The sequence below is a fragment of the Shinella sp. GW835-FHT14H05 genome (genome assembly GCF_058793575.1).
In genome coordinates this window covers 287196-310450 of record NZ_JBXAFY010000007.1, presented here as the reverse complement: position 1 = coordinate 310450, position 23255 = coordinate 287196, and the positions used below count along the sequence as shown (strand labels likewise).

20 protein-coding genes are annotated in these 23255 nt (G+C 64.6%); 13 read left to right on the top strand and 7 right to left on the bottom strand.

Annotation, left to right across the window (positions count from 1 at the left end):
* Positions 1–57 precede the first annotated feature (57 nt).
* Together AC1Q6Z_RS22005 and hisG are read left to right on the top strand one after the other, a co-directional pair.
* On the top strand, positions 58–1191 hold the full coding sequence (locus tag AC1Q6Z_RS22005; protein WP_492649274.1) for an ATP phosphoribosyltransferase regulatory subunit: 1134 nt from the start codon (positions 58–60) through the stop codon (positions 1189–1191).
* Positions 1188–1883, top strand: a complete 696-nt coding sequence (hisG, locus tag AC1Q6Z_RS22000) for an ATP phosphoribosyltransferase (RefSeq protein WP_256118486.1) — start codon at positions 1188–1190, stop codon at positions 1881–1883. The genes AC1Q6Z_RS22005 and hisG overlap by 4 nt, the downstream gene beginning before the upstream one ends.
* A gap of 3 nt (positions 1884–1886) precedes the next feature.
* Here hisG and AC1Q6Z_RS21995 read toward each other — a convergent pair whose 3' ends face one another.
* On the bottom strand, positions 1887–2255 hold the full coding sequence (locus AC1Q6Z_RS21995; protein ID WP_435268631.1) for a VOC family protein: 369 nt from the start codon (positions 2253–2255) through the stop codon (positions 1887–1889).
* A 95-nt stretch (positions 2256–2350) separates the two neighbouring features.
* Here AC1Q6Z_RS21995 and AC1Q6Z_RS21990 point away from each other — a divergent pair, with 95 nt between their 5' ends.
* The 3 genes from AC1Q6Z_RS21990 to AC1Q6Z_RS21980 all read left to right on the top strand — a co-directional run bounded on the left by AC1Q6Z_RS21990 (position 2351) and on the right by AC1Q6Z_RS21980 (position 7353).
* Positions 2351–3058 carry a glutathione binding-like protein gene (locus tag AC1Q6Z_RS21990; RefSeq protein ID WP_256118488.1) on the top strand — a complete coding sequence of 236 codons (708 nt, stop codon included), beginning with the start codon at positions 2351–2353 and terminating at the stop codon, positions 3056–3058.
* 91 nt (positions 3059–3149) lie between these two features.
* A complete protein-coding gene (locus AC1Q6Z_RS21985; protein WP_492649273.1) occupies positions 3150–4367 on the top strand; it encodes an NAD(P)/FAD-dependent oxidoreductase in 1218 nt (405 codons plus the stop codon).
* A 187-nt stretch (positions 4368–4554) separates the two neighbouring features.
* The gene (locus tag AC1Q6Z_RS21980; RefSeq protein ID WP_492649272.1) at positions 4555–7353 is read left to right on the top strand and encodes a bifunctional diguanylate cyclase/phosphodiesterase; all 2799 of its coding nucleotides are present in this window, start codon (positions 4555–4557) and stop codon (positions 7351–7353) included.
* A gap of 6 nt (positions 7354–7359) precedes the next feature.
* Here the strand turns inward: AC1Q6Z_RS21980 and AC1Q6Z_RS21975 are convergent, their stop codons facing one another.
* The 3 genes from AC1Q6Z_RS21975 to groES all read right to left on the bottom strand — a co-directional run bounded on the left by AC1Q6Z_RS21975 (position 7360) and on the right by groES (position 10315).
* Positions 7360–7806, bottom strand: a complete 447-nt coding sequence (locus AC1Q6Z_RS21975) for a hypothetical protein (protein ID WP_256118491.1) — start codon at positions 7804–7806, stop codon at positions 7360–7362.
* Between the two features lie 515 nt (positions 7807–8321).
* Positions 8322–9962: a chaperonin GroEL gene (gene groL / locus AC1Q6Z_RS21970; protein WP_256118492.1), complete on the bottom strand. Its 1641-nt coding sequence runs from the start codon at positions 9960–9962 to the stop codon at positions 8322–8324.
* A gap of 56 nt (positions 9963–10018) precedes the next feature.
* Complete coding sequence (gene groES / locus AC1Q6Z_RS21965) at positions 10019–10315, bottom strand: co-chaperone GroES (protein WP_256118493.1); 297 nt, start codon at positions 10313–10315, stop codon at positions 10019–10021.
* 318 nt (positions 10316–10633) lie between these two features.
* On the opposite strand from groES, the gene AC1Q6Z_RS21960 reads away from it, so the two are divergent.
* The 5 genes from AC1Q6Z_RS21960 to AC1Q6Z_RS21940 all read left to right on the top strand — a co-directional run bounded on the left by AC1Q6Z_RS21960 (position 10634) and on the right by AC1Q6Z_RS21940 (position 16880).
* Positions 10634–11482: a TIGR01459 family HAD-type hydrolase gene (locus AC1Q6Z_RS21960; protein WP_492649271.1), complete on the top strand. Its 849-nt coding sequence runs from the start codon at positions 10634–10636 to the stop codon at positions 11480–11482.
* A gap of 14 nt (positions 11483–11496) precedes the next feature.
* The gene (locus AC1Q6Z_RS21955) at positions 11497–12477 is read left to right on the top strand and encodes a bifunctional riboflavin kinase/FAD synthetase (protein ID WP_492649270.1); all 981 of its coding nucleotides are present in this window, start codon (positions 11497–11499) and stop codon (positions 12475–12477) included.
* A 234-nt stretch (positions 12478–12711) separates the two neighbouring features.
* On the top strand, positions 12712–15603 hold the full coding sequence (gene ileS / locus AC1Q6Z_RS21950; RefSeq protein WP_492649269.1) for an isoleucine--tRNA ligase: 2892 nt from the start codon (positions 12712–12714) through the stop codon (positions 15601–15603).
* Positions 15604–15775: 172 nt separating this feature from the next.
* Complete coding sequence (locus tag AC1Q6Z_RS21945) at positions 15776–16390, top strand: hypothetical protein (protein WP_435268639.1); 615 nt, start codon at positions 15776–15778, stop codon at positions 16388–16390.
* Positions 16391–16394: 4 nt separating this feature from the next.
* Positions 16395–16880, top strand: coding sequence for a GNAT family N-acetyltransferase (locus AC1Q6Z_RS21940; RefSeq protein ID WP_492649268.1), 486 nt, complete (start codon positions 16395–16397; stop codon positions 16878–16880).
* Here the strand turns inward: AC1Q6Z_RS21940 and AC1Q6Z_RS21935 are convergent, their stop codons facing one another.
* Entirely contained in the window at positions 16881–17324 is a 444-nt protein-coding gene (locus AC1Q6Z_RS21935) for a nucleoside deaminase (protein WP_492649304.1), read from the bottom strand.
* A 70-nt stretch (positions 17325–17394) separates the two neighbouring features.
* Here AC1Q6Z_RS21935 and AC1Q6Z_RS21930 point away from each other — a divergent pair, with 70 nt between their 5' ends.
* The 3 genes from AC1Q6Z_RS21930 (at position 17395) to AC1Q6Z_RS21920 (ending at position 20848) form a co-directional block, all read left to right on the top strand.
* The gene (locus AC1Q6Z_RS21930; RefSeq protein WP_492649267.1) at positions 17395–19320 is read left to right on the top strand and encodes a pseudouridine synthase; all 1926 of its coding nucleotides are present in this window, start codon (positions 17395–17397) and stop codon (positions 19318–19320) included.
* A gap of 6 nt (positions 19321–19326) precedes the next feature.
* The gene (gene rsmD / locus AC1Q6Z_RS21925) at positions 19327–19887 is read left to right on the top strand and encodes a 16S rRNA (guanine(966)-N(2))-methyltransferase RsmD (RefSeq protein WP_256118501.1); all 561 of its coding nucleotides are present in this window, start codon (positions 19327–19329) and stop codon (positions 19885–19887) included.
* A gap of 85 nt (positions 19888–19972) precedes the next feature.
* A complete protein-coding gene (locus AC1Q6Z_RS21920; RefSeq protein ID WP_492649266.1) occupies positions 19973–20848 on the top strand; it encodes a patatin-like phospholipase family protein in 876 nt (291 codons plus the stop codon).
* Between the two features lie 5 nt (positions 20849–20853).
* On the opposite strand, the gene AC1Q6Z_RS21915 is transcribed toward AC1Q6Z_RS21920, so the two are convergent.
* Both AC1Q6Z_RS21915 and AC1Q6Z_RS21910 read right to left on the bottom strand, forming a co-directional pair.
* Positions 20854–21231 (bottom strand): hypothetical protein, encoded by a 378-nt coding sequence (locus AC1Q6Z_RS21915; protein WP_492649265.1) that lies wholly within the window; start codon positions 21229–21231, stop codon positions 20854–20856.
* 156 nt (positions 21232–21387) lie between these two features.
* Positions 21388–23181 carry a monovalent cation:proton antiporter-2 (CPA2) family protein gene (locus tag AC1Q6Z_RS21910; protein WP_492649264.1) on the bottom strand — a complete coding sequence of 598 codons (1794 nt, stop codon included), beginning with the start codon at positions 23179–23181 and terminating at the stop codon, positions 21388–21390.
* Between the last annotated feature and the right edge of the window lie 74 nt (positions 23182–23255).

Below are 23255 nucleotides of genomic sequence, written 5' to 3'. Positions count from 1 at the left end.
TCCGATCTCCCCCCTTGAGGGGGAGATGTCCGGCAGGACAGAGGGGGGTAACGTCTCATGCCACTGATCAACCTCCCGGTTTTCGCACCCGACCTTATCGCCGATCTGGAAAAGCTCGGCACGGAGCGCGTCGATACGCCGGTCATCCAGCCGGCCGAACCCTTCCTCGACATGGCGGGCGAGGACCTGCGGCGGCGCATCTTCATGACGGAGAGCGAGACGGGCAAGAGCCTGTGCCTGCGCCCCGAATTCACCATTCCCGTCTGCCTGCGCCACATCGAGACCGCCACCGGCACGCCGAAGCGCTACGCCTATCTCGGCGAGGTCTTCCGCCAGCGCCGCGAGGGCTCGAACGAGTTCTACCAGGCCGGCATCGAAGACCTCGGCGAACAGGATGTCGCCCGCGCCGATGCGCGCGCGGTCTGCGATGCGCTTTCCGTGCTGAAGAACCGCCTGCCGGGCGTCGGCCTTTCGGTCGTGCTCGGCGACCAGTCGGTTTTCGAGGCGGTGGTTGCCGCCTGCGGCCTGCCGGCCGGCTGGCAGAAGCGGCTGGTGCATGCCTTCGGCAACCAGGCGCAATTGCAGAAGCTGATGGCCGATCTGTCCGATCCCGCCCCCTCCGGCGTCTTCGGTCCCGAGGTTGAGCGCCTCGCCATTCTGGGAAAACTCGACGACGAGGCGACGCTGGTCGCCCATATCGACGAGACCATGGAAGCGACCGGCTATTCCACCAATGCCAGCCGCAGCCCCGCCGATATCGCAAGGCGGCTGCGCGAAAAAATGGAACTCGCCAACACGCGGCTCGACGAGCGCACGCTGGCGCTGCTGCGCGAATTCCTGGCCCTCGAACTCAGCCTTGCGGACGCGCCCCGTGCACTCGCCGCCTTCGCGCAAAAGTCGGGCCTTTCACTAGGCGAAGCACTCGCCCGCTTCGAAAGCCGCGTGGCAGCCCTGCGCGATATCGGTGTCGATCCTGCCTCGATCACCTACCGCGCCGCCTTCGGCCGCCCGCTCGATTATTACACCGGCCTCGTCTTCGAGGTCACGCCGGACGGCGACGCGCTGGTGCTCGCCGGCGGCGGCCGTTTCGACCGGTTGCTGACGCTGCTCGGCGCGAAGGAACGCATTCCGGCGGTCGGCTTCTCGCTCTGGCTCGACCGTATCGCGAGCGTGAAGGGAGCCGCCGCATGACCATCACCATCGGTCTGCCCTCCAAGGGCCGCATGAAGGAGGATTCCTCCGCCGTGCTCGCCCGCGCCGGTTTTTCCGTCGTCGCCGTCGGCAACGACCGCTCCTATCGCGGCCGCGTCGAAGGGCGCGACGATATCGAGATCGCCTTCCTGTCGGCCTCCGAAATCTCCCGTGAGATCGCCAACGGCACCGTCGATTTCGGCGTGACCGGCGAGGATCTCGTGCGCGAGGGACTGGCGGAGGCGGATGCCCGCGTCGAATTCTGCGCCCGCCTCGGCTTCGGCCATGCGGATGTCGTGGTCGCGGTGCCGGAAATCTGGCTCGACGTCGATACCATGGCCGATCTCGGCGACGTTGCCGCGGATTTCCGCGCCCGCCACCGCCGCAGGCTCACCATCGCCACGAAGTACTGGCGGCTGACCCAGCAGTTCTTCTCCGGCAACCACGGCATCCAGCTCTACCGCATTGTCGAAAGCCTTGGTGCCACGGAAGGCGCGCCGGCTTCCGGCTCCGCCGATATCATCGTCGACATTACCTCCACCGGCTCGACGCTCCACGCCAACCACCTGAAGATCCTCTCGGATGGCGTGATCCTGAAGTCCGAAGCCTGCCTCGTGCGCGCCCGCAAGCCGGAGCACGAGGGCAATGCGGTGGTGGCGGAAATCATCGAGGCGGTGCGCAAGGCGCTGTGAGCTTCACGGCGCCGGGCTGCACATTTGCAGCCGATTGCCGAACGGATCGTAGAAGCTTGCAAAGGTGACGAAGCCGGGAAAATCCTGCGCATCGTCACACCGTACGCCTCGGCTCCGCAAGACCTCCACCGCCACCCGGCAATCCGCGACATTCAAGACGATGGTCGTGCCGAAGCCGGGCTGCCAGCCCTCTTCAGCCAGAGTGAGCGAAAGATTGCCGCTCGCAGCGCCGGTCGAGAATTCGATCCACCCGGCATCCGGCAGGTCGAAGGTTGGCTCTCCGAGCCCAAGCGTATCGCGATAGAAGTTGCGGGCCGCGTCAAGGTCGGTCACGGAAACCGAAACGACATTGATGCCCTGAAAGATCGTCATGCGCCCTCCGTTTTCCCGTTGAATTGTTTCGGCCCGACCCTCACAAACCCTGTTTGAGTGTCCTATCTAAAAGCTCCCATCGCAAGGAGTCCTCCATGGCAGATCTGTCGTCCTTCCCCATCACCAAAAAGTGGCCCGCCAAGAACCCCGATATCATCCAGCTCTATTCGCTGCCGACGCCGAATGGCGTGAAGGTATCGATCGCGCTGGAAGAACTCGGCCTTGCCTATGAGCCGCACCGCATCGAGTTCGGGCCTGATGGCGTGAAGTCGCCGGAATTCATCTCGCTCAACCCGAACGGCCGCATCCCGGCGATCATCGATCCGAACGGCCCCGGCGGCAAGCCGATCGGCCTTTTCGAATCGGGCGCCATCCTTGTCTACCTCGCGGAAAAGACGGGAAAACTCATCCCCGCCGATCCGGCGTTGCGCTACGAGACACTGAGCTGGGTGATGTTCCAGATGAGCGGCGTCGGGCCCATGCTCGGCCAGTTCGGCCATTTCTACAAATTCGCCGCCGACAAGGTCGCCAACAATTCCTATCCGACGGAGCGTTACCGGGACGAATCGAAGCGCCTGCTCTCGGTGCTGGAGGACCGGCTGAAAGATCGTCCGTGGATCATGGGCGATGAATATACCATCGCCGACATCACGACCTATCCGTGGGTGCGCGGCGCGGATATTTTCTATGGCGGCCGCGAGGCGCTCGACTATGCGAGCTTCCCGTCCGTCGTGGACTGGGTCGAGCGCGCGTCGGCCCGCCCGGCGGCCCAGAAGGGCTTCGATATTCCGGCAAAAGCCTGACGCAAACGAAAAATCCGGCGGCGCGGCGACGAGTTGACGCCGCCCGCCGGAGCGCGCTACCTGTCGGTAAAACCAAAGACGGGGAAACATCGTGACGGGAAGACTGGTTGTTGTGGGTGGCGGTCAGGCCGCATTTGCCCTCGTTGCCAAATTGCGCGCATTGAAGGACGAACGGCCGATCACGATCATCGCCGCCGAGGCGAGCCACCCCTACCAACGACCGCCGCTCTCGAAAAAATACCTGCTCGGCGAGGCCGATCTCGAACGCCTGAAGTTCCGCCCGGAAAGCTGGTATGCGGACAACAATGTCGACATCCGCCTGTCGACCGAGGTCACCGCCATCGACCGTTCGGCCAAGGCCGTGACGCTCAGCGACGGTTCGACGCTGCACTATGCCTATCTGGCGCTCGCCACCGGCGCGACGCCGCGCCGCCTGCCGGCCGAGATCGGCGGCGACCTCGACGGCGTGTTCACGGTGCGTGACTACCGCGATGCCGACCGCCTTGGCGTCGAAATGCAGGAAGGCCGCCGCGCGCTCGTCGTCGGCGGCGGTTATATCGGCCTGGAGGCCGCGGCCGTCGCGCGGGGCAGGGGGCTGCACGTCACCGTCATCGAAATGGCCGACCGCATCCTCGCCCGCGTCGCTTCGCCCGCCACTGCCACCATCCTCAAGGCCATCCACAATGCGCGCGGCGTTGACGTGCGCGAAAAGACCGGCCTCGTGCGCCTCTTGGGAAAGAATGGCCGCGTCACCGGCGCGGAACTCTCCGACGGCTTCGTGCTGCCGGTCGACGTGGTGATCGCCGGCATCGGCGTGGCGGCGAATGATGGGTTCGCCCGCGATGCGGGTCTTGAAGTCACCAACGGCATCGTCGTCGATGCCCATGCCCGCACGTCTGATCCCGCGATCTTCGCCATGGGCGACTGCGCCGTTCTGCCCTTCGAGGGTAATCGCGTGCGGCTGGAATCCGTGCAGAATGCCGTCGACCAGGCGGAAGCGGCGGCTGCCGTCATCGCCGGCGGCGATGCGCCCTATGAGCCGAAACCCTGGTTCTGGTCCGACCAGTATGACGTGAAATTGCAGATCGCCGGCTTCTGCATGGGCTTCGACGATACGTTCGTGCGCCCCGGACAGCGCGAAGGCAGCGTCTCCGTCTGGTATTTCCGCGAAGGCCGGCTGATCGCGGTGGACGCGGTCAACGATGCGAAGGCCTATGTGGTCGGCAAGAAGCTGATCGAGATGGGCCGCACGCCCGCGCGGGAAGCACTGGAGGACCCAGCGACGGACCTCAAGGCCCTGACGCTCTGAAAGGTGTATAGCCCGAAGGTTGAGCTGCATTTTCGTCGCTGAATGAAACAGTTGTACTGTTTTGATCTTTGTTAAGTATGAACTGATGCGAAATATAGCGGTTCGGCGTTAAGCTTTCTGAATTCACTGATTTTTTAGGGTTCTCCGGCTGAGTGGGGCCACTTCGCTCCCACTCCGGTGCCCCTTCATGCTTCGTATCCTGACCTGCATTGCCGTCGAGCACGACCTCCGCCTCGTGCTGCTCGCGGCGTTCATATGCTTCCTGTCCTGCTATGTCGCGGTCTCGCTGACGCAAAGGGCACAGGTCTCCGACGGGAAGGCGCGCGGCCTCTGGCTCGGTGCCGCCGGCACATCGAGCGGCTTCGGCATCTGGGCCACCCACTTCATCGCCATGCTGGCCTACGATCCCGGCGTCGCCATGGGCTTCGACATGGAGCCGACGCTGCTGTCGCTGGCCGTCGCGATCGTCGTCACGACGATCGGGCTGGCGCTCGCAAGCTACATTCCCGGTCGCAGCGCGGTCGTGGCGGGCGGCCTGCTGCTCGGCGCGGGCATCACCTCCATGCACTATATCGGCATGTCGGCGCTGGAACTTCCGGGCCGCATCGTCTGGGACAATGTCTATGTAGCGGCCTCCGTCGTCTGCGCCGGTCTCTTCGGCATGCTGGCGCTCGACGTCTGCATGCGCCCGCAGCTTGGCGCACGGGGTCGCGCCCTTGCCACCGTGCTGATGGCGCTCGGCGTCGTCTCGCTCCATTTCACCGCAATGGCGGCCGTGATGATCGAGCCGGGCCTGATGCCGGTCAGCGACGACACGCTGATCTCCACCAGCCTGATGGTGCCGCTGATTGCCGTCGTCGCCTTCTCGTTGCTCTTCGCAGGGCTGACGGCCGCCGTCTTCGCCAGGCAGTCGGAGCTTGCCGCCAGCGAGAGCACACGCCAGTTCGCCATGCTCGTGCAGGGCGTCAAGGATTACGCCATCTACATGCTCGACCCGGAAGGCCGGGTCGCCAACTGGAACGCGGGCGCCGAGCGCAGCAAGGGCTACAAGGCCCATGAGATCGTCGGTCAGCACTTCTCGCATTTCTACAGCGAGGAGGACCGCGCGGCCGGCCTGCCCGAGCGCGCGCTGGCGCTTGCGCGCGCGGAAGGCAAATACGAGAGCGAGGGCTGGCGCTACAAGAAGGACGGCGGCCGCTTCTGGGCGAATGTCGTCATCGATCCGATTTACGATGCCGGCGGCGTACTCGTCGGCTACGCCAAGATTACCAAGGACGTCACGAAGGAAAAGGCCGACGCCGACCGGCTCGCTGCCGTGACGAAGAACCTCGACCTCGCGCTCGAAAACATGTCGCAGGGCCTCTGCCTGTTCGACAAGGACGAACGCCTGCTCATCGCCAACAAGCGCTACAGCGAGATCTTCGGCTTCCCGGAAGGCCGCGTCCAGCCCGGCATGACGCTGCGCGAGATCGTCGACCAGGGCGTCACCCACCTGTTTGCCGATCCGGATGTGCGCCAGGCGAAGGCACGGGACGTCTATGCGCGTCGCCGCGCTGCGATTCTCGCGAACGACGGCGGCGCGATGGTCGAGAAGCTACCGAACGGCACCTCGGTGCAACTACGCTACCGCACGCTGCCTGACGGCGCCTGGGTTGCGACCTATGAGGATATTTCCGAGCGCCTGCGCTCCGAGGAGCAGATCTCCTTCCTCGCCCGCCACGATGGACTGACCGGCCTGCCGAACCGTGCGAGCTTCAACAACCGTCTCGAAGCCGACCTCGATGCCGCCCGCCTCTCCGGCGGCAAGGTCGCAGCAATCGGCATCGACCTCGACAAGTTCAAGGAAATCAACGACACGCGCGGCCACGCGGCGGGCGACGAAGTGCTCACCACGCTGTCGAAGCGCATGCAGGCCTGCCTGGAGGCCGACGAGACGGTCGCCCGCTTCGGCGGGGACGAATTCGCCGCCGCCAAGCGTTTTTCGGACGTGGCTGACCTCACCGACTTCATCCAGCGTCTGGAGAACTGCCTTAACGGGGAGATCCGCATCGACGGCTACGATATCAAGCCGGGCGCCAGCCTTGGCGTCGCGATCTACCCGCAGGATGCCGACACGGTCGAAGCGCTCATCAACAATGCCGACCTTGCCATGTACCGCGCCAAGGATGCGCTGACCCAGACGGTCTGCTTCTACGAGGTCTCGATGGACGAGGCCGCCCGCAGCCGCCGCCTCATCGCCAACGACCTCTGGCAGGCCGTGGAGCGCAAAGAACTGCAACTGCACTACCAGGTCCAAAAAGCTGTTACCTCCGGCGAGACGATCGGCTACGAGGTGCTGCTGCGCTGGCACCATCCGCTGCGCGGCAAGATCCCTCCGGGCGATTTCATCCCGATTGCCGAGGAGTGCGGCGCCATCCTGCCGATCGGTGAATGGGTTCTGCGCGAGGCATGCCGCGAGGCTGCAACATGGAACAACGACCACAAGATCGCCGTCAACCTGTCGCCGATCCAGCTTGGAAATGCCGATGTCGCGGACCTCGTGCACCGGGTGCTCCTGGAAACGGGCCTCAACCCCCGCCGGCTGGAGCTCGAAATCACCGAATCGACCATCATCGCCGACAAGGAGCGGGCGCTCCAGACGCTGCGCCGCATCAAGGCCTTCGGCGTCACCATCGCCATCGACGATTTCGGCACCGGCTATTCGTCGCTGGAAACGCTGCGCGCCTTCCCCTTCGACAAGATCAAGCTTGACCGCAGCTTCATGAGCGAGGTGGAGGCAAGCCCGGAGGCCAAGGCCATCATCCGCGCCATCCTGGCGCTCGGCCAGACGCTGCGCGTGCCGGTCCTGGCGGAGGGCGTGGAGACGAGCAACCAGCTTGCCATCCTGCTCGACGAGGGTTGCGACGAGGCGCAGGGCTATTTCCTGGGTCGCCCGATGCCGGTGGAAAGCATCCGTACCAGCGTCGAGGCCAGCAAGGCCGCCTGAAGCGGCCTATTGCCGCTTGAAGCGGCGGCCGGCGAGGTCGATCTGGAAGCGGGGGAAGATGAAGACGCCGATGATCGTGCCGGCGTATTTCTCCTCCAGGCCCGTCGATTCCCCAACGCAGAACACCGGCTGGCGCGGCGCGCCGTCGAGGTGAATGGTCGTTGAGAAGCAGAAGGACGAGGATGAGGAGGCCGCCTGCTCGAAGAGTTCGAGCACGCGCGTGCGGTCGAGCGGCTCGTAGCAGCGGATGAGGTTCAACAGCCCGCAGGCGCGCTGCGGCAGGCCATGCGCCTGCATCGCCTTGTCGCCAAGCGTGAAGAGGCCGTTGGAAAGATCGCCGGTCCAGCGCTCCGTCACGCAATATTGCGTCAGCAGTTCGTTGTCCGTCTCGTCGAACCCCATCGAGCCCGGAAGAAAGGGCGACGAGAGATCAGTCTTGATTATCTTGAACACCTACGACCTCAGGCAGTTGCTCGAATTTGGCCGACATGTCACGCCCCGTTTCGGGCACGCGACACGTTAAAAGAGAGCGCCGGCGACAACCCTCGAAGTCCGCCGAACCACTTTCCCATGTACTGAACTTCGTCCGGATCCTGCTATGCGTATCGGATCGGACGTACGCGTGAAAACCGCCGCTGACCCTTCTTTCAAGTCTTCCGGCGGTTCTATCAATATATTTCAGGGAGAACTGGCTGCGCGGTTTATCGACATGTTCCTGTCCAAAACCAGCACCTGTACCCCGGGTGAATCTTACAGTTCACTTGGGGCGTCTTTATAATTGGTTTTTTGATGCCAGCAACGGCTTTTTGAGAATTATTGTACAAACGGAAAAATTCTTTTCACGGAAACGATGCAGTCCGGTGAACCTCTTTGAAATGCGTCCCTTTGCCGGAAAAACAAAAAGGGCGGCCCGAAGACCGCCCTTTCCGAACTGAACCAGCTGGCTCAGATGTGAAGGCTTGCGCCTATCACATCATGTCCATGCCGCCCATGCCGCCCATGCCGCCAGGCATGCCGCCCGGTGCATCCTTCTTCGGCAGTTCGGCGATCATGGCTTCCGTCGTGATCAGCAGCGAAGCAACCGAAGCTGCGTTCTGCAGAGCCGTGCGGACAACCTTGACCGGGTCGACGATGCCGAGTGCGATCAGGTCGCCGTATTCGCCCGTCTGGGCGTTGTAGCCGTAGTTGTCTTCGTTCTTGTCGAGGATCTTGCCGACAACGATCGAAGCTTCGTCACCAGCGTTTTCCGCGATCTGGCGAACGAGGGACTGCAGCGCCTTGCGAACGATGTTGATGCCGGCTTCCTGGTCGTCGTTCTCACCCTTGGAGGTGATCTTGACGGAGGAGCGCAGCAGGGCAACGCCGCCGCCCGGTACGATGCCTTCCTGAACGGCAGCGCGCGTCGCGTTGAGGGCGTCGTCGATGCGGTCCTTCTTTTCCTTGACTTCGACTTCCGTCGAGCCGCCGACGCGGATCACGGCAACGCCGCCAGCGAGCTTGGCAAGGCGTTCCTGCAGCTTCTCGCGGTCGTAATCGGAGGTGGTTTCTTCGATCTGGGCCTTGATCTGCGCGACGCGGCCTTCGATTTCCGACTTCTGGCCGGCACCGTCGACGATCGTCGTGTTTTCCTTGGTGATCGAGACCTTCTTCGCACGGCCGAGCATGTCGAGCGTGACGTTTTCGAGCTTGATGCCGAGGTCTTCGGAGATCACGGTGCCGCCCGACAGGATGGCGATGTCTTCGAGCATGGCCTTGCGGCGGTCGCCGAAGCCCGGAGCCTTGACGGCAGCGATCTTGAGGCCGCCACGCAGCTTGTTGACGACGAGCGTAGCAAGAGCTTCGCCTTCGACGTCTTCAGCGATGATGACGAGCGGCTTGCCGGTCTGGACGACGGCTTCGAGAACCGGGAGCATCGCCTGGAGGTTCGAGAGCTTCTTCTCGTGCAGGAGAATGAAAGCGTCTTCGAGGTCGGCGACCATCTTTTCCGGGTTGGTCACGAAGTAGGGCGACAGGTAGCCGCGGTCGAACTGCATGCCTTCGACGACTTCGAGTTCGGTTTCGGCGGTCTTGGCTTCTTCAACCGTGATGACGCCTTCGTTGCCGACCTTCTGCATGGCTTCTGCAATGTCGAGACCGACCTGCTTGTCGCCGTTTGCGGAGATCGTGCCGACCTGGGCGACTTCTTCCGAAGTGTTGATCTTCTTGGCCTTGGCCTGGAGATCCTTGACGACTTCGGCAACGGCGAGATCGATGCCGCGCTTCAGGTCCATCGGGTTCATGCCGGCTGCAACAGCCTTGTTGCCTTCGCGAACGATGGCCTGGGCAAGAACGGTTGCCGTCGTCGTGCCGTCGCCGGCGATGTCATTGGTCTTGGAAGCGACTTCGCGAACGAGCTGGGCGCCCATGTTCTCGAACTTGTCTTCCAGTTCGATTTCCTTGGCGACGGAAACGCCGTCCTTGGTGATGCGCGGTGCGCCGAAGGACTTGTCGATGACAACGTTACGACCCTTCGGGCCGAGCGTTACCTTGACTGCGTCTGCGAGAATGTCGACGCCGCGCAGCATCTTTTCGCGCGCGGTGCGGCCGAACTTGACTTCTTTGGCTGCCATTGTGTGAACTCCTGAAAGAGGTATCAGCGAATTTCGGAAGGGGATGAACGGCTAGATCAGCCGATGATGCCCATGATGTCGGCTTCCTTCATGATCAGAAGGTCTTCGCCGTCGAGCTTGACTTCGGTGCCCGACCACTTGCCGAACAGAACGCGGTCGCCAGCCTTGACGTCCAGCGGAACGACCTTGCCGGAATCGTCACGGGCGCCGGAACCGACGGCGACGATTTCGCCTTCCTGCGGCTTTTCCTTGGCGGTGTCCGGAATGATGATGCCGCCCTTGGTCTTGGCTTCGGATTCGACGCGACGTACGACGACGCGATCGTGAAGCGGGCGGAAGGTGGTGCTTGCCATTGTCTTATCCCTCGATCGAATGACATTGCGGATCCCGGTATGGACCCGATGGATGGATGTTAGCACTCACTGGTTAGGAGTGCTAGCGGCCCGGAGATAGGCGTCGGCGCTTTTCGAGTCAAGGACGACGCCCGGAAATTATTTTGCCCCGGATGGTTACCGCAGCCGGCAGATGGGAGTGAAATCGCACGCCATCAAGTCAGGGCCATGAATTTCCGGCAGTTTGCCTGTTGATGGGGCAAAATTGTGTGGAGAGGCTTGTTTTCTTGGCCTCGCTTTGCAATGTCAGCCGGGCTCGATTTCGAACAGGACTACCTGATGGCTGAACGCATCCAATCCTTCCGCGACATCGCTTCGCAATATGACGTGGTGCTCTGCGACGTCTGGGGCGTCCTGCACAATGGCGTCGAAGCTTTCTCCTACGCATCGGAAGCGCTCGCCGACGCCCGCGCCGCCGGCCTCACCGTCGTGCTCATCACCAATTCGCCGCGCCCGCATCCGGGCGTCAAGGTGCAAATCCGCGGCCTCGGCGTCGCCGACGATTCCTACGACCGCATCGTCACCTCCGGCGACGTCACCCGCGCGCTGATCGCCGAAGGGCCGAAGAAGGTCTATTTCATCGGCGCCGAAAAGGACCTGCCGCTGCTCGACGGCCTCGGCGTCGAGACCGTCGGCCTTGACGAGGCCGGCATCGTGGTCTGCGCGGGCCTGCGCAGCGACGAGACGGAGACCGTCGAGGACTATCGCGAGGAGCTGGAACGGCTCGCCGCGAAAAAGCTGCCCTTCATCTGTGCCAATCCGGACCTCGTCGTCGAGCGCGGCCACCGGCTCATCCAATGTGCAGGGGCGCTGGCGAAATTCTACGAGGAGCTCGGCTGCACCAGCCTGATCGCAGGCAAGCCGCACCGGCCGATCTATGAAAAGTCGATCGCCGAGGCGAGGGACGTGCGCGGCGACTTCGACCTGTCGCGCGTGATCGCGGTCGGCGACGGCATGCCGACGGACGTGCGCGGCGCGGAAGCCTTCGGCCTCGATGTGCTCTATATTTCCGGCGGCATCCATGCGCAGGAATATGTCGAAGCGGGCCGCACCGACGAGGCGAAGCTCGCGGCTTTCCTGACGCGCGAAGGCTCCCACCCCAAATGGTGGATGCCCCGGCTGCAGTGACGGAGACGGTCGTCATGACGGTATTTCACAGGAACGAGACAAAGCAGCCGCTGCCGGAACACCTGCGCGGCGGCGTCATCGCCATCGGCAATTTCGACGGCGTGCACCGCGGCCACCAGGCCGTGCTGCAACGCGCGCTCGACCTCGCGAGCGACCGCGGCATCCCGGCCCTCGTGCTGACCTTCGAGCCGCATCCCCGCACCGTCTTCCGCCCCGAGCGTCCGGTCTTCCGCCTGACGCCGGCGCCGCTGAAGGCCCGTATCCTCGAAGGCATGGGCTTTGCCGCTGTCATCGAGTACCCGTTCGACCGCGGCTTTTCCGAAATGTCGGCGCATGATTTCATCCGCTCGGTGCTGATCGAGTGGCTGCACGCCTCCGAGGTCGTCACCGGCTTCGATTTCCACTTCGGCAAGGGCAGGGAGGGTGGTCCGGCCTTCCTGATGGCCGCTGGCCAGGACAACGGTTTCGGCGTGACGCTGGTCGATGCCTTCCGCGACGAGAACGCCTCCGTCATCTCGTCGAGTTTTACCCGCGCCCTGCTCGGCGAAGGTGCGGTCGTGGAAGCGGCCGGCCAGCTCGGCTACCGCTACACGGTCGAGGCGGAGGTCATCGACGGCAAGAAGCTCGGCCGCACGCTTGGCTATCCGACCGCCAACATGCAGCTCCCCCCGGAAGTCGAACTGCGCAACGGCATCTACGCCGTGCGCTTCCGCCGCCCCGATGGCAGCCTGCACGACGGCGTTGCCAGCTACGGCCGCCGCCCGACGGTCACGTCCAATGGCGCGCCGCTGCTCGAAACCTTCCTCTTCGATTTCTCCGGCGATCTCTACGGCGAAGTTTCCGCCGTCTCCTTCTTCGGCCACCTGCGCGACGAGCTGAAATTCGACGGCCTCGACCCGCTCGTCATCCAGATGAAGCGCGACGAGGAGGAGGCGCGCGCGCTGCTTTCCGGCGTCACGCCGCTGGGGCCGATCGACCGGCGCATCTGTTTCTAGGAACAAACGACTCTGGCGTCTTTTCAAAATGGCGAAAAGGCCGTAATACCGCGCGCATGATGCTCAACCGGCTGACCATCGATCTGCGAATTAGTGGCCCGGCCTTCCGCGCGCTCTGAGCGAGGCCGGAAGGTCCGGGATTTTGGGCGTTTTCGAAAAGCGCCCCCGCCGTCGGAGCCTGACAATATCCCCGCATGCGCAAACGCGCGCGAAAAAAAGACGATAGCCATATCCATGACCGATACGCCCGAAAAAGTCGATTATTCGCCCACCCTCTACCTGCCGCAGACGGATTTCCCGATGCGCGCCGGCCTGCCAACGAAGGAGCCGGAAACGGTGGCCCGCTGGCAGCAGATGGGTCTCTACAAAAAGCTGCGCGCCTCTGCCGCCGGCCGCGAGAAATTCGTGCTGCACGATGGCCCCCCCTATGCCAACGGCAACATCCATATCGGCCACGCGCTGAACAAGATCCTGAAAGACGTCATCACCCGCTCGTTCCAGATGCGCGGCTATGACTCGAACTACGTGCCCGGCTGGGACTGCCACGGCCTTCCGATCGAGTGGAAGATCGAGGAAAAATACCGCGAGAAGGGCAAGAACAAGGACGAGGTCCCGGTCAACGAATTCCGCCAGGAATGCCGCGACTTCGCCGCCGGCTGGATCAAGATCCAGGCGGAAGAGTTCAAGCGCCTCGGCATCGAGGGCGACTTCGACAACCCCTACACGACGATGAACTTCCACGCGGAAGCCCGCATCGCCGGCGAGCTCCTGAAGATCGCCAAGAGCGGCCAGCTCTACCGCGGCTCCAAGCCCGTCATGTGGTCGGTCGTCGAGCGCACGGCGCTGGCCGAGGCCGAAGTCGAATATGCCGATGTCGAGAGCGATGCGATCTGGGTGAAATTCCCGGTAACCGAAGGTCCGGCCGACCTGCTCGGCAATTCCGTCGTCATCTGGACCACCACGCCCTGGACGATCCCCGGCAACCGCGGCATCGCCTTCTCGTCGCGCTATCCCTATGGCCTCTACGAGGTGGAAAGCGCGCAGAACGATTTCGGCCCGCAGCCGGGCGAAAAGCTGATCTTCGCCACCCGTCTTGCCGATGAATCGGCGGCCAAGGCAAAGCTCACCTTCAAGTTCCTCCGCGACATCGCGCCGGAAGAACTGGAGGCGGTCGTCTGCGCCCATCCGCTGGCCGCCCTCGGCTATGACTTCAAGGTGCCGCTGCTCGATGGCGATCACGTCACCGACGATGCCGGCACCGGTTTCGTGCACACCGCACCCGGCCACGGCCGCGAGGACTTTGACGCCTGGACGGCAGCGGCTCGTGCCCTTGAGGCGCGCGGCATCTCGTCGAAGATCCCGTTCACTGTCGACGATGCCGGCTTCTACACGGCCGACGCTCCCGGTTTCGACGGCGCCCGCGTCATGGACGACAACGGCAAGAAGGGCGACGCCAACGAGCGCGTCATCAAGGCGCTGATCGCCGCCAGCAACCTGTTTGCCCGCGGCCGCATCAAGCATTCCTATCCGCATTCCTGGCGCTCCAAGAAGCCGGTCATCTTCCGCAACACGCCGCAATGGTTCGTCTATATGGACAAGGAACTCGGCGACGGCACTACGCTGCGTTCGCGCTCGCTGAACGCCATCGACGAGACACGCTTCGTGCCCGCCGCCGGCCAGAACCGCCTGCGTGCCATGATCGAAGGCCGCCCGGACTGGGTGCTGTCGCGCCAGCGCGCCTGGGGCGTCCCGATCGCCGTCTTCGCCGACGAGAAGGGCGAAGTGCTGATCGACGAGGCCGTCAACGCCCGCATCCTCGAAGCCTTCGAACAGGAAGGTGCCGACGCGTGGTTCGCCGAAGGCGCCAAGGAGCGTTTCCTCGGCAATGACCATGACCCGGCCAAGTGGACGCAGGTCATGGACATCCTCGACGTCTGGTTCGACTCGGGCTCGACGCACACCTTCACGCTGGAAGACCGTCCCGACCTGAAATGGCCGGCCGACGTCTATCTGGAAGGCTCCGACCAGCATCGCGGCTGGTTCCACTCCTCGCTGCTGGAATCGGCGGCGACCCGTGGCCGTGCGCCCTACAACGCCGTCATCACCCATGGTTTCACCATGGACGAGAAGGGCGAGAAGATGTCGAAGTCCAAGGGCAACGTCGTCTCGCCGCAGGACGTGATGAAAGAATCGGGCGCCGATATCCTGCGCCTCTGGGTGATGACCACCGACTACTGGGAAGACCAGCGCCTCGGCAAGACGATCATCCAGACCAACATCGACGCCTACCGCAAGCTGCGCAACACGGTGCGCTGGATGCTGGGCACGCTGGCGCACGACACGGGCGAGGAGATCGCTTACGCCGACATGCCGGAGCTCGAAAAGCTCATGCTGCACCGGCTCTCCGAGCTCGACGCCGTCGTGCGCGAAGGCTACGACGCGTTCGACTTCAAGAAGATCGCCCGCTCGCTCATCGACTTCTCGAATGTCGAGCTCTCGGCCTTCTACTTCGACGTCCGCAAGGATGCGCTCTACTGCGACGCCCCGTCCTCGTTGAAGCGCCGCGCCTCGCTCGCGGTCATCCGCAAGCTGTTCGAGTGCCTCGTCACCTGGCTCGCCCCCATGCTGCCCTTCACCACGGAGGAGGCCTGGCTGTCGCTGAAGCCGGATGCCGTTTCGGTGCATCTGGAACAGTTCCCCGACGTGCCGGCCGAGTGGCGCAACGATGCGCTGGAAGCCAAGTGGGAGAAGATCCGCGCCGTGCGCTCGGTCGTCACCGGCGCGCTGGAGATCGAACGCCGCGAGAAGCGCATCGGCGCCTCGCTGGAGGCTGCCCCGGTCGTGCACATCGACGATCCGGAGCTGCTCGCAGCCCTCGAAGGCCAGGACTTTGCGGAAATCTGCATCACCTCGGCCATCACGCTGGTTGCCGGCGAAGGCCCGGCCAATGCCTTCCGTCTTGCGGATGTTGCCAAGGTCTCCGTCGAGCCGCAGCTTGCCGAGGGCAGGAAGTGCGCGCGCTCCTGGCGCATCACCACGGATGTCGGCACCGATCCGGACTATCCGGACGTCTCGGCCCGCGACGCGGCGGCGCTGCGTGAGATCGGTTTTCGCCGCGCAGCATAAGGCACAGCATTGTTGACGGCCGGGGCTTTCCGGCCGTCAATATTCCGGATGAATTGCGCTTGCGGTCTTCATCCGGTATTGCTGCCTGAAAATGGTCGGATTTTTCCGCCATGGCACGGCGATCTATTGCCGTGTTCGGGCTTTGGGCGCCGGCTCTGCTGGAAGGGTATTCATGGGAATGACGCGAAATATTCGGCTGCGTACCGGCTTGATCGGCCTCCTCGGTGGAAGCCTCCTGCTGACCGGCTGCATGGGGCCGACCTACGGCACCGGCAAGACCGCCGGCGAGCAGCTTGTGGATGATATCGGCAATGCGGTGACGCTCCGGCCTGACGACGCGGAAAAGAAGAACATCCGCTACCAGCCGCGCGGTGGCCTGGTGGTGCCGAAGGACGAGGTCGCCCTGACCACGCCGCAGCAGTCCGTCTCCAGCAAGGACAATCCCGAGTGGATCGAAAGCCCCGAGGAGATGCGCGAGCGTCTGCGCACCGAGGCTGCGGCCAACAGCGACGACGGGAACTATCGTTCGCCGCTCGCCGCGCAGAGCACGACGAACCGCAAGCTTTCCGCCGCTGAACAGACCGCTGCCTATCGCGACGCACGCCGGTTGCAGATGGGCGCCTATTCCGACAAGCGCCGTTACCTGAGCGATCCGCCGGTCGATTATCGCCGCCTTCCGGAAGAGGCCTCGGCCGATCTCGGCGAGCCGGAGCGCACCAAGGAGCGCCGCCGCAAGAAGGAAGCGAAGGCAGCCAAGCAGAGCGGCTCCGCCTGGTGGCCCTTCTAAGCCGATGACGGCTTACAGAATTCGCCCGGCGTCGGTCAGCGACGCCGGCACCATCCTGCGTTTCATCCGCGAACTTGCCGATTATGAAAAGGCGCTGCACGAAGTTGCGGCGACCGAGGAGACCATTGCTTCCTCGCTGTTCGGCGAAGGCTCCGTCACCCGCGCGGTGATCTGCGAGACGGAGGCGGGCGAGCCCGCCGGTTCCGCCGTCTGGTTCCTGTCCTATTCCACCTGGCAGGCGAAGAACGGCCTCTATCTCGAAGACCTCTATGTGACGCCCGATCACCGCGGCGCCGGCGTCGGAAAGATGCTGCTGCGCCATCTCGCGCGCCTCGCGATCGAGAAGGGCTGCGGCCGGTTCGAATGGAGCGTGCTCGACTGGAACACCCCGGCGATCCGCGTCTATGACGCGATCGGCGCCGAGCCGCAGTCCGAATGGGTTCGCTACCGGCTGAGCGGCGACAAGCTCAGGCAGTTCGCTGAAGGCTGATCAGCGCCGTTCGGCGAAAAAATCCTTGAGGATTTCCGCCGCTTCCAGGCCGCCGATGCCGGAATAGATATCGGGCGCGTGGTGGCAGGTCGGCTGGGCGAAGAAGCGCACGCCATTGTCCACCGCGCCGCCCTTCGGGTCCTCCGCACCGTAGTAGAGCCGGCGGATGCGGGCGAAGGAAATGGCGGCGGCGCAGAGCGTGCAGGGTTCGAGCGTCACGTAGAGATCGGCGCCCGTCAGTCGCTCCTGGCCGAGCTTGCGGGACGCCTCGCGGATGACGGCGACCTCGGCATGGGCGGTGACATCGCTCTCCGCCCGCGTGCGGTTGCCGGACTGCGCGACGACCGCGCCGTCGAGCACCAGCACGGCGCCGACGGGCACTTCGCCCCTTTCTCCTGCCGCACGCGCCTCGGCCAGCGCGATCTCCATGAAGCGATTTGTCATGAGCGGCACGAATTCCTCTTAACCCGGGGCGTGTGACCTGATAGGACACGCCAAAACGCAGGCAGCACAAATGACATTCAAAGACAAGCCAAAACGGCCGGGTGACAAGCCCGCGGGCCGTGACCGCAAGCCCCGTGCCGCCGCATCGGCCGCCGAGGGCAAGCCATACTCTGCCGCCGGCAAGCCGGCAGGCAAGAAGCCGGGCGGCAAACCCTTCGCCGGCAAATCCGCGCCGCGTGACGGAAAACCCGCGCGTGATGCAAAGCCGGCCCGCGACGCGAAGCCCGCCAAGGCGGCGCCGGCCGCCTCGGCAAGCGCCGACCTCGCGCCCGAGCGCATTTCCAAGCTGCTCGCCCGTGCGGGCGTCGCATCGCGCCGCGATATCGAGCGCATGATCATGGAAGGCCGCGTCAGCGTGAACGGCAAGGTGCTGGACACGCCGGTGCTCAACGCCACCTTCGCCGACCGCATCGAGGTCGACGGCATGCCGATCCGCGGCATCGAACGCACGCGCCTTTGGCTCTATCACAAGCCGGCGGGCCTCGTGACCACCAATGCGGACCCGGAAGGCCGCCCGACGGTCTTCGACAACCTGCCCGAAGACCTGCCGCGTGTCATGTCCATCGGCCGCCTCGACATCAACACCGAAGGCCTGCTGCTGCTGACCAATGACGGCGGCCTCGCCCGCATGCTGGAACTGCCGACGACCGGCTGGCTGCGCCGCTACCGCGTGCGCGCCCACGGCAAGATCGAACAGGCCGACCTCGACAAGCTGAAGGAAGGTCTCGCCGTCGACGGCGTGCTTTACGGCGCGATCGACGCGACGCTCGACAAGGTGCAGGGCACCAATGTCTGGATCACCATGGGTCTTCGCGAAGGCAAGAACCGCGAGATCAAGAACGTGCTCGGCGCGCTCGGCCTCGACGTGAACCGCCTGATCCGCATCTCCTACGGCCCGTTCCAGCTCGGCGAACTGCCGGAAGGCCACGCCCAGGAGATCCGCGGCCGCACGCTGCGCGACCAGCTCGGCCCCCGCCTCATCGAGGAAGCCAAGGCGAATTTCGATGCGCCACTCTTCGACCACGCGGTCGACGATGCGGACGAGAAGCCGGCCGCCAAGGCCCGTGAGGCCGCGCAGCCCGCCTGGGGCGAAAAGCCCGCCGGCCGTCGCGAAAAGCCGGAAGACCGCCGCGAAAAGGCCCGCGCCCGCCTCGACACCAAGCGCGACGACCGCTTCGGCGAGAAGCCGCGCGGCGGCCCTCGCGACCGCACCGACGATCGTTTCGAAGGCAAGCCGAAGCGCGAGCCCGCCGTGCGTGCCCGCAAGTCCAATGTCTGGATGGCGCCCGGCGCCCGTCCGGTTGCCGAAAAGAAGGCGGAGACCGCCGAAGGCGTGAAGCGCGAGCCGCGCGAACGGCCGGAAGGGGCGCCGAAGACCAAGCGCTACGGCCGCACCGCCGATGGCGCGCCGACCCGCACGGCGAAGAAGTTCGATCCCGATCGCAAGGCGGGGCCGGCCCGGGGCCGCCCGGGTGACGACCGCGCCGACAAGCTGCGCGTGCTGAAGACGCGCGACGAGGACGGCGAGTGGATCCGCGCCTCCGAGCCGGAAAAGCAGGATCGTGACGACGGCGGTCGCGGCGGCTTCGGTCGCAAGCGTTCCGGCGCCGGCGACGACCGCGCCCCCCACGATTTCGGTGATCGCCCGCCGCGTGGCGACCGCTCCTTCGGTGACCGTCCGGCCCGTGGCGACCGCAAACCCCGCGCGGAAGGCGAGCGCTCCTTTGGCGATCGTACGGATCGCAAGCCCCGTGCCGAGGGCGAACGCACCTTCTCCGATCGCCCGCCGCGCCGCGATGGCGGCAAGCCTTTCGGCGCAAAGCCGTCCGGCGGTAAGTCCTTTGGCGGCAAGCCGGGGGGTGGACGCCCCTCGGGTGGAAAACCTGCTGGCGGCAAGCCCGCCGGTGGCAGCCGTCCGCGCGGCAAGGGCAAGTAAGCGCCCGTGCGGATCGTCGGCGGAGAGTTTCGCGGCCGCGCGCTTGCGACGCCGAAGTCGGATGACATTCGTCCGACGACGGACCGCACGCGCGAAAGCCTGTTCAACATCCTGTCGCATGCCTATCCCGAGGCGCTCGACGGCACGCGGGTGCTCGATCTCTTCGCGGGCACCGGTGCCGTCGGCCTGGAGGCGGTGTCGCGCGGTGCGCGCGCGGCGCTCTTCGTCGAGCAGAGCGTCGAGGGCAGGGGGCTCCTGCATTCCAACATCGAAACGCTCGGCCTCATCGGCCGCGCCAAGATTTTCCGGCGCGATGCAACGGCGCTCGGCAGCGTCGGCACGGTGGAGCCATTCGACTTCCTCTTCGCCGATCCGCCATACGCCAAGGGGCTTGGCGAGCGGGCGCTCGATGCGGCGGCGCGCGGCGGCTGGCTCGTCGATGGCGCCCTTGCCATCCTTGAAGAGCGTGCCGATATTCAGCCTGCCGCCGTCGATGGTTACGAGCTTCTCGAAGTCCGCACCTTCGGCGACACGCGCATGCATTTCTACCGCTACCGGTCCGGCTGAACCGTAGAGCATGTCCAGCGGAAGCGGCATCGCTTCGCCGTCGGATAATGCGGCGGAAACAAAAAGCGAGCAGGAGACCGCCGCGATGACCGATGCCCTCGTTTCCGCAGACGTATCGCCGCCAGGCGGCCCGACGGTCGCCATCGCGCTAGGCGGCGGCGGCGCGCGCGGCCTTGCCCATATCCATGTCATTGAGGTGCTGGACGAACTCGGCATCCGCCCGGTGCTAATCTCGGGCGCCTCGATCGGCGCCATCCTGGGTGCCGCCATGGCCGCCGGCATGTCGGGCAGGGAAATCCGCGAGCACACGCTTGCCGCGATCGGCCATCCGAGCCGCATCATGAACCGGCTCTGGAGCCTCAGGCCCACGCGGCTCTCCGAGGTCGGCTTCCGCGTCGGGCAGTTCAACCTGGAGCGCGTGCTGAAGGCCTTCCTGCCGGATCGCCTGCCGGAGACGTTCGAGGACCTGGCGATCCCGCTGAAGGTCGTGACGTCGGATTATTATGGACAATGCGAATGCGTCTGCGAGAGTGGCCCGCTGTTTCCGGCAATCGCCGCCTCCGCCGCACTGCCGGCCGTCTTCCGCCCGGTGATGATCAACGGGCGGGTGATGATCGACGGCGGGCTGTGGAACCCGGTGCCCTTCGACCACCTCATCGGCCACGCCGACATCACCATCGGCGTCGACGTGATCGGCCAGCCGGCGGCCGGCACCGCGGAACTGCCCAACAGCGTCGACAGCCTCTATGGCGCGACCCAGCTCACCATGCGCTCCATCGTCACGCTGAAGCTCGAAAAGGGCGCGCCGGACATCTATCTGCGCCCGGATGTCGGCCGCTTCCGGGTGCTCGATTTCGTCAAGGCCGGCGAAGTCCTCGCCACCTCCGCCGGCATCCGCGACGAGCTGAAGCGCGCGCTCGATGAAAAGCTGTCTGCTGCGATTAAGGGAAATGCTGCGTAAACATATCAGCGGTCTTCGACATCGACACGTTTTGCCTCAATAACCGAAAAGGTGCAGTCATCCGTCTCTTGGCGCCGCCTGACAATTTCTTCAATAAGAAGGTTTGCGAATGATGCGCCGGCTCCCAGGACAATCCATAGCGGGACGCCCACAGCGGTACCCAACGCCGCGATGCCTGCGCTTTGCCCTCCAAATAAAGCGATCCCTATTGCGGCGCCGGCAATGCCGAGGCGGCTTGTGCGGCTGCGATTATCCCAGCCAACTTCTTTAGTCCTATTCGCGAGAATTCTTACAGTCGGCCAGATAATCTTGCTAGACAACGTTAACCGGATTGCCTGTCTTGCTTTGTCAAGCTTGGACGAAGGCTTGTCACGAATTTCCAACAACCCTGCGCCCACTGATACATCGCTTGTAGTTCCAGTGGGGTTGATCGCTCTACAACCGTGAGGGCGACGTTCCGGTTGGCGTTCTCGACCGGCGCACTGCTTTCTTCCTTCAACTGAATTCCTTTCTTGTCGAGTCGGCGTCTTATAACAGATCTAAGCACCTTCCTCCTCGTCGACTTCTGTCTCTCTCTTTTTTCTTGGCTTCAGCAGCGGCTCCGGCTTCACGGGCTTGGAATGCAGCATGTGCCGCCCGGCGGAAATCCCTTCGGCCGCCTGCAACTCCAGCCGCGCTACGTCGCGGCGGCGGATGTCGTCGCCGATGGCCAGGGCGTCGTCCGGCTCGACGCCGAGCGCCTCCAGCGTTTCCCGACCGAAGACGAGGGCGGATTCGAAGGTTTCGCGCACGTCGTGCTGCACGCCGCGGGCGCGCAGCGACAGGGTGTGCACCCGGTCGTAGGAGCGCGCGAAGATCGTCGCGTTGGGATATTCCGACTGTACGAGATCGACGATGCGGTCCGTCGAGGCCTTGCCCTGCGTGCAGACGGCGACGATCTTGGCGCGTTCGATGCCGGCGGCGCGCAGCACGTCCTTGCGCGTGCCGTCGCCGAAATAGATGCGGAAGCCGAAATTCGCGGCCTGGCGCACGCGGTCGGTCGAGTGGTCGATGACCGTGACCTCGCGCCCGCCGGCAAGCAGGATCTGCGCGGCGATCTGGCCGAAGCGCGAAAAGCCGATCATCAGCACGTCTGCCCCCGCGCCCTCGAAATCCTCCTCCATCTCCTCCTCGACATCCGCCACCAGCAGGAAGCGCGAAAGGGCTGCCGCGATCGGCGTCAGCGCCATGGAGGTCGTCACGATGGCGATGAGCAGCGAGGCAAGGCCGCCTGAAAAGATGCCGGCGGCGGCGGCAGCGGTGAACAGCACGAAGCCGAATTCGCCGCCCTGCGGCAGCAGCAGTGCGATACGCACGGCATCATTGTGCGAGGACCCGGTGAAACGGCAAAGGCCGTATATCACGAAGCCCTTCACCAGCATGACGGCCGGCGTGGCGATCAGGATGGTCAGCCAGCTCGAAAAGATTACGTCGAGATGCAGCGACAGGCCGACGGCCATGAAGAACAGGCCGAGCAGGATACCGCGGAACGGTTCGACATCCGCCTGCAATTCATGGCGATAAGAAGAATCGGCCAGCAGCACGCCGGCAAGGAAGGCGCCCATCGCCATGGAGAGGCCGGCCATCTGCAGCAGCATCGCGGCGGCCAGCACGACGAAGAGCGCGGCGGCGATCATCGCCTCGCGCGCGCCGGTGCGCGCAATGATCTGGAACAACGGATTGAGCAGATAGCGGCCGGCGACGAAGAGTGCCGCAATGGCGGCGACGGCGACGAGGAAGTCCTGGAAGGCGGTCGTCGTGTCCTGTGGCGCCTGTTCGGCAAGCAGCGGGATCAGCGCCAGCAGCGGCACGATGGCGAGGTCCTGGAACAAGAGCATGGAAAAGGCGCGCTGGCCGAAGCGCGTGTTGGTGTCGCCCTTCTCGTCGAGGATCTGCATGGCGAACGCGGTGGAGGAGAGCGCCAGGCCGAAGCCGATGATCAGCGCCCCATCCCACGCCTCAAGCCCGAAGAGCATAGTCAGCCCCGCCAGCACCAGGCCGGTGACGACGACCTGCGCCAGCCCGAGCCCGAAAATGTCGTGGCGCATCGCCCATAGGCGGGAGGGCTTCAGCTCCAGCCCGATCAGGAAGAGCAGGAAGACGACGCCGAGTTCCGCGACGCCCAACAGTTCCTCGCCGTCGCGGATCTGGTGCAGGATCGGGCCGATCACCACGCCGGCCGCGAGGTAGCCGAGAATGGTGCCGAGCCCCAGCCGCTTGAAGATCGGCGCGGCGAGAAGCGCGCCGCCGAGCATCAGCAGGACCTCGTTATACGGGCTGTGGGTATAGGACATGCGGAAGGCTTTCTTCGAGGGGCGCGGGCGCGAGGGCAAAAAAGGCGCGGCTGCCCTTGATGCTCGTGCTACTG

Excerpts from the sequence above, each read along its gene's own strand:
- AC1Q6Z_RS22005 (WP_492649274.1), top strand. The coding sequence starts at position 58 with ATGCCACTGATCAACCTCCCGGTTTTCGCACCCGACCTTATCGCCGAT.
- AC1Q6Z_RS21920 (WP_492649266.1), top strand. The coding sequence starts at position 19,973 with ATGACCGATGCCCTCGTTTCCGCAGACGTATCGCCGCCAGGCGGCCCG.
- AC1Q6Z_RS21995 (WP_435268631.1), bottom strand. The coding sequence starts at position 2,255 with ATGACGATCTTTCAGGGCATCAATGTCGTTTCGGTTTCCGTGACCGAC.
- AC1Q6Z_RS21990 (WP_256118488.1), top strand. The coding sequence starts at position 2,351 with ATGGCAGATCTGTCGTCCTTCCCCATCACCAAAAAGTGGCCCGCCAAG.
- hisG (WP_256118486.1), top strand. The coding sequence starts at position 1,188 with ATGACCATCACCATCGGTCTGCCCTCCAAGGGCCGCATGAAGGAGGAT.
- AC1Q6Z_RS21960 (WP_492649271.1), top strand. The coding sequence starts at position 10,634 with ATGGCTGAACGCATCCAATCCTTCCGCGACATCGCTTCGCAATATGAC.
- AC1Q6Z_RS21910 (WP_492649264.1), bottom strand. The coding sequence starts at position 23,181 with ATGTCCTATACCCACAGCCCGTATAACGAGGTCCTGCTGATGCTCGGC.
- AC1Q6Z_RS21980 (WP_492649272.1), top strand. The coding sequence starts at position 4,555 with ATGCTTCGTATCCTGACCTGCATTGCCGTCGAGCACGACCTCCGCCTC.
- groES (WP_256118493.1), bottom strand. The coding sequence starts at position 10,315 with ATGGCAAGCACCACCTTCCGCCCGCTTCACGATCGCGTCGTCGTACGT.
- AC1Q6Z_RS21945 (WP_435268639.1), top strand. The coding sequence starts at position 15,776 with ATGGGAATGACGCGAAATATTCGGCTGCGTACCGGCTTGATCGGCCTC.
- AC1Q6Z_RS21940 (WP_492649268.1), top strand. The coding sequence starts at position 16,395 with ATGACGGCTTACAGAATTCGCCCGGCGTCGGTCAGCGACGCCGGCACC.
- AC1Q6Z_RS21955 (WP_492649270.1), top strand. The coding sequence starts at position 11,497 with ATGACGGTATTTCACAGGAACGAGACAAAGCAGCCGCTGCCGGAACAC.
- groL (WP_256118492.1), bottom strand. The coding sequence starts at position 9,962 with ATGGCAGCCAAAGAAGTCAAGTTCGGCCGCACCGCGCGCGAAAAGATG.
- AC1Q6Z_RS21930 (WP_492649267.1), top strand. The coding sequence starts at position 17,395 with ATGACATTCAAAGACAAGCCAAAACGGCCGGGTGACAAGCCCGCGGGC.
- AC1Q6Z_RS21935 (WP_492649304.1), bottom strand. The coding sequence starts at position 17,324 with ATGACAAATCGCTTCATGGAGATCGCGCTGGCCGAGGCGCGTGCGGCA.
- ileS (WP_492649269.1), top strand. The coding sequence starts at position 12,712 with ATGACCGATACGCCCGAAAAAGTCGATTATTCGCCCACCCTCTACCTG.